This is a genomic window from Arhodomonas sp. KWT (assembly GCF_010993615.1).
In genome coordinates, this window is the sequence record NZ_WNXE01000018.1 from 28,728 (window position 1) to 37,195 (window position 8,468).

Below are 8,468 nucleotides of genomic sequence, written 5' to 3' on the forward strand. Positions count from 1 at the left end.
CTGCCCCGCTGACCGCGGCCGCACGTCGGGAGCACCACCATGCGCGAGCGACTCACCACCGCCCTGGCCCTCGTGCTGGGCGGCTTCATCCTCTACACCTCGGCGTTCGGCCAGTTCCCGAGCCTGGTACAGCGGCCGGTATTCCTGGCCCTGGTCCTCCTGCTCGGCCTGGCCGTCTACCCGCTGCCGGCAGGCCCGCGTCTGCGTCCGGCAGCGCTCGCCGTCGACGCGCTGCTGGGCGCAGTGGCGCTCGCCGGCTGCGGGTACGTGGCGCTCAACCACGAGCGCATCCTCACCGAGCTGCCCTGGGCGACGCCCGCGGACATGGTGATGACGGCCGGACTGGTCGCCGCGATCCTGGAGGTCTCCCGGCGGGCCATCGGCTGGCTGTTCCCGTCGCTGGTGGTGGTCGGCCTGGCGTACGCGTTCTTCGGCAACCTGCTACCCGGGGCCCTGGCGCACCGGGGCTTCGGGCCGGCGTTCGTCACCGAGACGCTGTTCCTGGGCGACCTCGGCGTATGGGGCCTGCTGGTGGGCGTCGCCGCGACCACCATCGCCGCGTTCGTGCTCTTCGGCAGCCTGCTGCTGCACACCGGCGGCGGCCAGACCTTCATCGACGCGTCCGTGCGCCTCGGCGGGCGCAGCCCCGGGGGCGCGGCCAAGGTCGCGACGGTGGCGTCGAGCCTGTTCGCGATGGTCAGCGGCAGCGCCGTGGCCAATGTGGCGACGACGGGCAACTTCACCATCCCGTTGATGAAGCGGCTGCGCTACCCGCCGGCCCTGGCGGCGGCGGTCGAGGCCGTCGCCTCCACCGGCGGCCAGATCGCGCCGCCGATCCTCGGGGCGGCGGCATTCGTGATGGCGGAGGTGCTCGGGGAGAGCTACGTACGCATCGTGCTCGCCTCGATACTGCCGGCGGTGCTGTTCTACGTCGCGGTATTCCTCACCGTCCACCTGCTGGCGCTGCGCCGCGGCCTGCCGGTGGTGCCGGAGGCGGACATGCCCGCCTGGCCAGCCATCCTGCGCCCCGGGCGACTCGTGCCCATCGCCGCGGCACTGGGCGGACTGTTCTACGGCGTGCTCACCGGCCACTCCATCCAGACCTCGGCATTCTTCGGCGTGGTCGCGGTGGTGGCGACCTTCGTGGGCTTCTCGGTGCACGCGGGCACACCGGTGCGGACCATCGCCGCACGGCTGACCGGCGGCATCGCCGACGCTGGCCGCGGCATGGTGATCATCGGCGTGCTGCTCGCCGGCGCCCAGATCCTGGTGGCAATGATCAACATGACCGGGATCGGCGTCACCCTGGCCGGGCTGATCGTCGACCTGGCCGGTCACTCCGGGCTGCTGGTGGCGGCCATCGTCGCCGCCATCTGCCTGATCATGGGCATGGGCATCCCGACGACCGCGGCCTACGTGCTGGTCTCCTCGGTGCTCGCCCCGGCGCTCACGGAGCTCGGGTTCCAGCCGCTGGTCGCACACCTGTTCGTGTTCTACTTCGCCACGATTTCCGTGATCACGCCGCCGGTGTGCGTGGCGGTGTTCGTCGCCTCCGGCATCGCCGGGACGAACTGGCTGCCCGCGGCGGGCCAGGCGGTTCGCCTCGGCGCGGCCACGTATGTCATCCCGTTCGTGATGCTTGCCTACCCGGCACTGGCCGGATTCGGCAACGCCGGTGACGTCGTCCTGGCCGCCTGCCAGGGCCTGGCCTTCGTGCTCGCCTTCGCGACCCTGCTCTCGGGGATCCGTCCCGCTCTGGGCCGGACCGCGGGCACGGCAGTGCTGCTCGCCGCCGGGGCACTCGCCCTCGCACCGGGATGGCCGAGCACCCTCGCCGCACTGGCCCTGCTCGCGGCGCTGCTCGTGATTGCGCGGCACCGGCGCGACACCACGGACGACGCCCCGGCGCACGCGGGGGACATGGCGGAAATCACCAACGCAGGAGACGGCCGATGACGTTTCTCGTGGGCTGCGGCGCCGGCTTCTCCGGCGACCGCACCGACGCTGCCGGGGCGGTGGTGGACGAGCTCGTCCGCCGCGGCGAGCCTTGTGCGCTGATCTTCGAGACCCTGGGGGAGCGGACCCTGGCCGCCGCCCAGCGGGCCATGGACGCCGATCCCGGTGCGGGCTACGAGCCGCTGCTGGCCGATTACCTGTCACCGGTGCTGGGACGCTGTCTCGATCACGGCATCCCGGTGCTCGGCAACTTCGGTGCCGCCAACCCCCGCGCGGCGTGCAACCGCATCGCCGCGCTGATGCGCGCCGCGGGCCACCCGCAGGGCCGCATGGCCCGGGTCGAGGGTGACGACCTCCGCGAGCGTCTGGCCACGCTCGACCTCGCCCCCTGGGACGCCGAGCACGAATCGCTGCCGGCGCGCGACGCCATCGTCGCGGCGAACGCCTATCTGGGCGCACCGCCGCTAGCCGAGGCCCTGGCACGGGGAGGCGACGTGGTCGTGACCGGCCGAGTCGCGGACCCGGCGCTGGCGCTGGCACCGCTGGTGAACCACTTCGGCTGGCCCTGGGACGACTGGGACCGCCTCGCCGCCGGGGCCCTCGCCGGCCACCTAGTGGAGTGCGGCGCACAGGTCACCGGCGGCTACTTCGCCGACCCCGGCTACAAGGACGTCCCGGGCCTGGCGGTGCTGGGCTACCCCATCGTCGAGGTCGATCGCGACGGCGGCATCGTCGTCACCAAGCCCCGCGACAGCGGCGGCCTGGTGACGACGCAGACCGTGCGCGAGCAGCTGCTCTACGAGATCCATGACCCCGCCGGCTACGTCACACCGGACGTGGTGATCGACCTCTCCGGCGTCGAGGTACACCAGCAGGGACCGGACCGGGTGGCGGTCACCGGGGTGCGCGGCCGTCCCGCGCCCGAACGCCTCAAGACCACGGTGTGCTACGACGCCGGCTGGCAGGGCGAGGCCGGGATCACCTACGCCGGTCCCAACGCCCTCCCCCGCGCACGGCTCGCGGCAGAGACCCTGCGCGAGCGTTTCACACGCCGCCTGCCGGCGGACCTGCGCTGCCGGTTCGACTACATCGGCCACGTGAGCGTGTTTGGCGACGACGACGGCACCCTGCAATCCGAAGCGCCGCCGACCGCGCCGGCGGAGGTACGCCTTCGCCTCGCGGTCGCCCACGCCGGGCGCGCCGCGGTGGAAGCAGCCACCCAGGAGCTGCTCGCGCTCTACTGCACCGGCCCGGCCGGCGGCGGCGGCGTGCGCCGCCATCACCGCCGGCGGGTGGCGACGGTGTCGTTCCTCGTCCCCCGCGCCCAGGTGCCGACCCGAGTACACACCCTCGATGCCGCCGGGGAGGCGGCCACGAATACGGAGACACGCCGATGACGGCGCGCCGCGTCACGCTCCACGAGATCGCCCACGCCCGCGCCGGGGACAAGGGCAACCGGCTCAACCTGTCGCTGTTCGTTTACGACCCCGTGGACTACGACGCCGTGGTCTCACAGGTCACCGAGCAGCGCGTGCTCGCGACGTTCGCCCATCGCGGCGCCACGCGGGTACGCCGCCACCTCCTCCCGCAGCTTGCGGGGATGAACCTCGTCATCGACGCGGTCCTCCAGGGCGGCGTCAACGGCGCGCTCAACCTCGACGGCCACGGCAAGTCCCTGTCCTACCGACTGCTGGCACTGGAGGTGACACTGCCCGGCTGAACGGTCGCCCCGCCGCGCTCAGCCCCAACCGCCAGGCAGGTCGTATACCGCAGGCGGGTAGCGTCCCGGCATGCCTGCGACGGGAACGGGCGTTGCAGGTTGGCTGCTCCCGGCAGCCAACATCCCACACCGTGGCACCGGGGACGTCGGCTGCCTTCGAGCAGCCGACCTACCGCCACGTCATACCCCTCTCCCCTCGCGGTGGAAGGGTCGGGGAAGAGGGTTCTTCCAGGGACGGCGGGTCCTGTGGAATCGCTGTGCCGGATGCACTGCCGTGTAGGTTGGCTGCTCCTGGCAGCCAACATCCCGTCCCGCGGCGCCGGCAACGTCGACTGCCGGGCGCAGCCGGCCTGATGACGCCGGCACGCGCGTTCTGCCGGCGCCTGTGCCGGCGACTCAGGCGACCTGGGCGGGGACCGCGTTGCGCGTGCCGGCGATACGGTTGTCCGCGTCGCAGTAAACGAGGGTGGGCGCGTGCTCCGCGGCTTCGGCGTCGTCCATGAGGGCGTAGGCGCAGATGATCACGCGGTCGCCGACGTTCGCCTTGTGGGCGGCGGCACCGTTGAGCGAGATGATCCGCGAGCCGCGTTCGCCGAGGATAGCGTACGTCGAGAAACGCTCGCCGTTGGCGATGTTGTAGACGTGGACCTCCTCGTTCTCACGGATCCCCGCGGCGTCGAGGAGGTCCGCGTCGATCGCGCAGGAGCCCTCGTACTCCAGCTCGGTATGGGTCACGCGGGCCTGGTGGAGCTTGCACTTGAGCATGCTCAGATACATGGGAAACCCTCCGGGGTAAGGGGTGATGCGATCCGGCCTGATGACCGCGGCCGGCCCTGACAGGAACCGGCGACCTGGGGCGCAGCGAACACCCGCGTCAGGACGCTAGAGCCGGACGGCGACATTGTCGATGAGCCGTGCCCGGCCGAGCCAGCCCGCGCCGAGGACGATCAGCTCCTCCTCCGAGCCGGTGGGGTCGCCGAGATCCCCGGGCCGGCGGATCCTGAAGTAGTCCGGGCGGAAGCCCGCCTCGGCGATGGCCTCGCTGCCGGCGGCCTCGATCGCGGCAAAGTCCCGCTCGCCGGCGGCGAGCCGTGCCGCCGCATCCCGCAGCGCCCGATTGAGCGCCGGCGCGCGGGCACGCTCGTCCTTACCTAGGTAGACGTTACGCGAGCTCATGGCGAGGCCGTCGGACTCCCGCGCCACCGGCGCACCGACGATCTGCACCGGCATGTTGAGATCCCGCGCCATGCGGCGGATGACCATGAGCTGCTGATAGTCCTTGCGCCCGAACACCGCCATATCCGGGGCGACCACATTGAGCAGCTTCGCCACCACGGTGGCGACGCCCTGGAAATGCCCCGGCCGGGTCGCGCCGCAGAGGATGCCGGACAGCGCCGGGACGTCCACCACGGTGGAGAGACCGCCGCCCCCGGGGTACATCTCCTCCACGGTGGGCGCGAAGACGACGTCCACGCCGGCCCCGGCGAGCTGCTCGCAGTCCGACTCCAGGGTGCGCGGGTAGGCGTCGAAGTCCTCCTCCGGACCGAACTGCGTCGGATTGACGAAGATGCTCACCACCACGCGGTCGCTGCGCTCGCGGGCCTCGTCCACGAGGGTCATGTGCCCGCCGTGGAGATTGCCCATGGTGGGCACCAGGCCGACCTCCTCGCGGGCGTCCCGCCAGGCACGGACCTGGGCGCGAAGCTCGGTGATGTTGTTGATGATGTGCATGGGATGCCCCGTGTTCCGTCGGGCGCCCGCCTGCCGGCGAACGCTAGAAGCTGTGCTCGTCCGTGGGGAAGCGATGCTCGCGGACCGCGGCGACGTAGGCCGCCAGCGCCGCGGGGATGCTGCCCGCCTCGGGCATGAAGTCGCGGGAGAACTTCGGCGGCCGGCCCCGGGTGACGCCGAGCATGTCCTGGAGGACGAGCATCTGGCCGTCGCAGTGCGGGCCCGCGCCGATACCGATCAGCGGGATGGTGAGCTCCCGGGTCAGCCGCCCGGCCAGCGCCGCCGGGATACACTCCACGAGCAGCATGTCGGCGCCGGCACGCTCCAGCGCCAGGGCGTCCTCCACCATGCGCTCGGCGGTCTCGCTGTCGCGGCCCTGCACGCGGTAGCCGCCGATCTTGTGCACCAGCTGGGGCTGCAGCCCGAGGTGGCCGCACACCGGCACGCCCGCACCCGCCAGCGCAGCGACCACGCCGGCCTGATCACCGGCGCCCTCGAGCTTGATCATCTGCGCACCGCCCTCCTTCATCAGGCGGCCGGCGTTGTGGAGCGCCGTGGGCACGTCGGGATAGCTCATGAACGGCATGTCGGCCATGACCAGCGCGCCGGGGGAGGCGGCGGTCACGCACCGGGTGTGGTAGACGATCTCGTCCACCGTCACCGGCAGGGTGGTCTTGCGGCCCTGCATGACATTGCCAAGGGAATCCCCCACCAGCATGACGTCGACGCCCGCGGCGTCCTCCGCGCTGGCCAGGGTGAAGTCGTAAGCGGTCAGGCAGGCGATGGGGGTGCCTTCACGCTTCATGCGGTGCAGCCGGGCGACGGTCACCGGCTGCGAACGGGGTTTTTGTTCTCCCGAATACATACCCTCACTCCCGTGTGGCCCGCACCGCCGGCGACCATCGCCGGGGCACGATTCAGTTCACACGTTGCAGCGCGGCATCATCGACCCGGGCGAGCAGCGCGTCAACCACTCCCTGCCCCGGCACATCCAGGCCGGGATCGATCTCCTGCAGCGGGCGGAGGACGAACGCGCGCTCGCCGATGCCCGGATGGGGCACCACCAGGCGCGGGTGATCGATGCGTTGCTCACCATAGAGCACGAGGTCGAGATCGAGGGTACGTTCGCCCCAGCGGCGGTGGCGCACGCGGCCCTGGGCGCGCTCGATAGCCTGCAGCACATCGAGCAGCGCCAGCGGCTCCAGCGACGTGCGCAGGCGAACCACGGCGTTGACGAAATCCGGCTGGTCCTGGGGCCCCATCGGCGGGTTGCGGTACAGCGAGGAGCACGCCTCCAGGCGGGTCTCCGGCAGCGCCTCCAGCGCCGCCATGGCCTGGCGAACCTGCGTGACCGGGCCGCCGATGTTGCTGCCGACGGCCACCCAGGCGGGGAGGCTACTCCTCATCGTCACCGTCGTTGTCGCCATCGTCACCGCGCCGTCCCCGCCGCCCGCGGCGGCCGCGCTTGCCCCCGCCGCCGGAGGCGCCGGTCATGGCCCGCCGCCGCTCCGGGTCGGCGTCCTGGAACTCCGTCCACCAGTTCGCCAGCTCCGGGTCGGCATCGCCGACCTCGGCGCGGAGCAGGAGGAAATCGTAGGCGGCACGGAAGCGCGGGTGACCGAGCAGGCGCTGGGCACGCTTGCCGGAGCGCTTCTCGAAACGCGGCTGCAGCGACCAGATCTCGCGCATGGGCACGCCGAAGCGCTTGGGGATGGTGACCACCGCCACCTGCTCCTGGACCACGGCCGCGGACGCCTGCTGCAGCGCCTGGCCGTCGCTGTCGACGTCGTCCTGCCACTCGGCGGCGCGTTCGACGACCACCGGCCAGAGCATCGCGGCGAACAGGAACGCCGGCGTGACCGGGCGCTCCTCCATGATGCGCAGGTCGGTATTCGCGAGCGCCCGCGCGATGAAGCGCACGGCCACGTCGTCGCCGGCCTCGTCCAGGAGGGTATCGGTGGCGGGGAAGAGATAGCGGTAGAGCCCGAAGCGGCGGAGCAGCTCGAAGGTCCCCTCGCCCTGGCCGCCCATGAACAGCTTCAGCACCTCCTCGAACAGCCGCGCCGCGGGGATGTCGGCAAGCAGCGGCGCCAGCCGGGGCATCGCCTCGGCCACCTCCGGGTCGATGCGGAAGCCTAGCTTCACGGCGAAGCGCACCGCCCGGAGCATGCGCACCGGGTCCTCGCGGAAGCGCACCTCCGGGTCGCCGATGAGCCGGATCACCGCCGCCTCCAGGTCGGCCATGCCGCCGGCGTAGTCGACGATGGAGAAGTCGGCGATGTTGTAGTAGAGGGCGTTGACGGTGAAGTCGCGCCGCAGCGCGTCCTCCTCGATGGTGCCGTAGACGTTGTCACGCAGCACCAGTCCGTCCTCGGTGACGTGGTCGCCGTCGCTGTCCTCCTCACCGCCGTTGTTGAGGGCGCGGAAGGTCGCCACTTCGATGATCTCGCGACCGAAGTGCACGTGGGCAAGGCGGAAGCGCCGCCCGATCAGCCGGCAGTTGCGGAACAGCTCATTGACCTGCTCCGGGGTGGCGTCCGTGGCGATATCGAAATCCTTGGGTTCACGACCCAGCGAGAGATCGCGCACACCACCGCCGACGAGATAGGCCTCGTAGCCGCCGTTTTTCAGCCGGTAGAGGACCTTGAGGGCGTTATCGCTGATCTGCGATCGGGAGATCCGGTGGTCGGACCGCGGGACGATGACGGGCTGGACGTGTTGGGCTGGCTGTTCAAACACGGACTGGAACCGGCCTCTTGTGCGGGAATAAAGATTCCGTATAATAGCAGCCCTCAACACGCGGTGCACCGCGGACGGCGGCTCTTCAGGGGCCCCGGCGACAACACGCTCCCATCGTCTAGCGGTAAGGACGCCGCCCTCTCAAGGCGGAAACCGGGGTTCAAATCCCCGTGGGAGCGCCATCTTCGCAAAGGCCGCCTCAGGGCGGCCTTTTTCGTTCCGGCCGACCGGCGGCACAACGGAATACACACAGTGAGCGAGCCCCCACGCACCAGCGGCCTGTTCCGGCGCCTCGCGGCGATGGTCTACGACGGCCTGTTGC

8 protein-coding genes and 1 tRNA gene are annotated in these 8,468 nt (G+C 71.3%); 4 read left to right on the forward strand and 5 right to left on the reverse strand.

From position 1 onward, the window contains the following. Positions 1-39 precede the first annotated feature (39 nt). The 3 genes from G7A99_RS05635 to G7A99_RS05645 are packed head-to-tail and all read left to right on the forward strand — an operon-like array spanning position 40 to position 3,676. A complete protein-coding gene (locus G7A99_RS05635; protein WP_163139160.1) occupies positions 40-1,956 on the forward strand; it encodes a TRAP transporter fused permease subunit in 1,917 nt (638 codons plus the stop codon). Beyond that, the gene (locus tag G7A99_RS05640) at positions 1,953-3,353 is read left to right on the forward strand and encodes an acyclic terpene utilization AtuA family protein (protein WP_163139161.1); all 1,401 of its coding nucleotides are present in this window, start codon (positions 1,953-1,955) and stop codon (positions 3,351-3,353) included. The genes G7A99_RS05635 and G7A99_RS05640 overlap by 4 nt, the downstream gene beginning before the upstream one ends. Then, the gene (locus tag G7A99_RS05645; RefSeq protein ID WP_163139162.1) at positions 3,350-3,676 is read left to right on the forward strand and encodes a hypothetical protein; all 327 of its coding nucleotides are present in this window, start codon (positions 3,350-3,352) and stop codon (positions 3,674-3,676) included. Before G7A99_RS05640 ends, G7A99_RS05645 begins: the two co-directional genes overlap by 4 nt. Positions 3,677-4,072: 396 nt before the next feature. Here the strand turns inward: G7A99_RS05645 and panD are convergent, their stop codons facing one another. From panD to pcnB, 5 genes are all read right to left on the reverse strand, one after another. After that, entirely contained in the window at positions 4,073-4,453 is a 381-nt protein-coding gene (gene panD, locus G7A99_RS05650; RefSeq protein ID WP_018717203.1) for an aspartate 1-decarboxylase, read from the reverse strand. Between the two features lie 105 nt (positions 4,454-4,558). After that, positions 4,559-5,407 (reverse strand): pantoate--beta-alanine ligase, encoded by an 849-nt coding sequence (gene panC / locus G7A99_RS05655; RefSeq protein ID WP_163139163.1) that lies wholly within the window; start codon positions 5,405-5,407, stop codon positions 4,559-4,561. Between the two features lie 43 nt (positions 5,408-5,450). Further along, positions 5,451-6,272 carry a 3-methyl-2-oxobutanoate hydroxymethyltransferase gene (gene panB, locus G7A99_RS05660; RefSeq protein WP_026320946.1) on the reverse strand — a complete coding sequence of 274 codons (822 nt, stop codon included), beginning with the start codon at positions 6,270-6,272 and terminating at the stop codon, positions 5,451-5,453. Between the two features lie 52 nt (positions 6,273-6,324). Beyond that, complete coding sequence (gene folK / locus G7A99_RS05665) at positions 6,325-6,813, reverse strand: 2-amino-4-hydroxy-6-hydroxymethyldihydropteridine diphosphokinase (RefSeq protein WP_205599746.1); 489 nt, start codon at positions 6,811-6,813, stop codon at positions 6,325-6,327. Then, positions 6,803-8,146, reverse strand: coding sequence for a polynucleotide adenylyltransferase PcnB (pcnB, locus tag G7A99_RS05670; RefSeq protein ID WP_163139165.1), 1,344 nt, complete (start codon positions 8,144-8,146; stop codon positions 6,803-6,805). The genes folK and pcnB overlap by 11 nt, the downstream gene beginning before the upstream one ends. A gap of 107 nt (positions 8,147-8,253) precedes the next feature. On the opposite strand from pcnB, the gene G7A99_RS05675 reads away from it, so the two are divergent. Further along, positions 8,254-8,328 (forward strand) — tRNA-Glu (locus G7A99_RS05675). Positions 8,329-8,468: the final 140 nt, after the last annotated feature.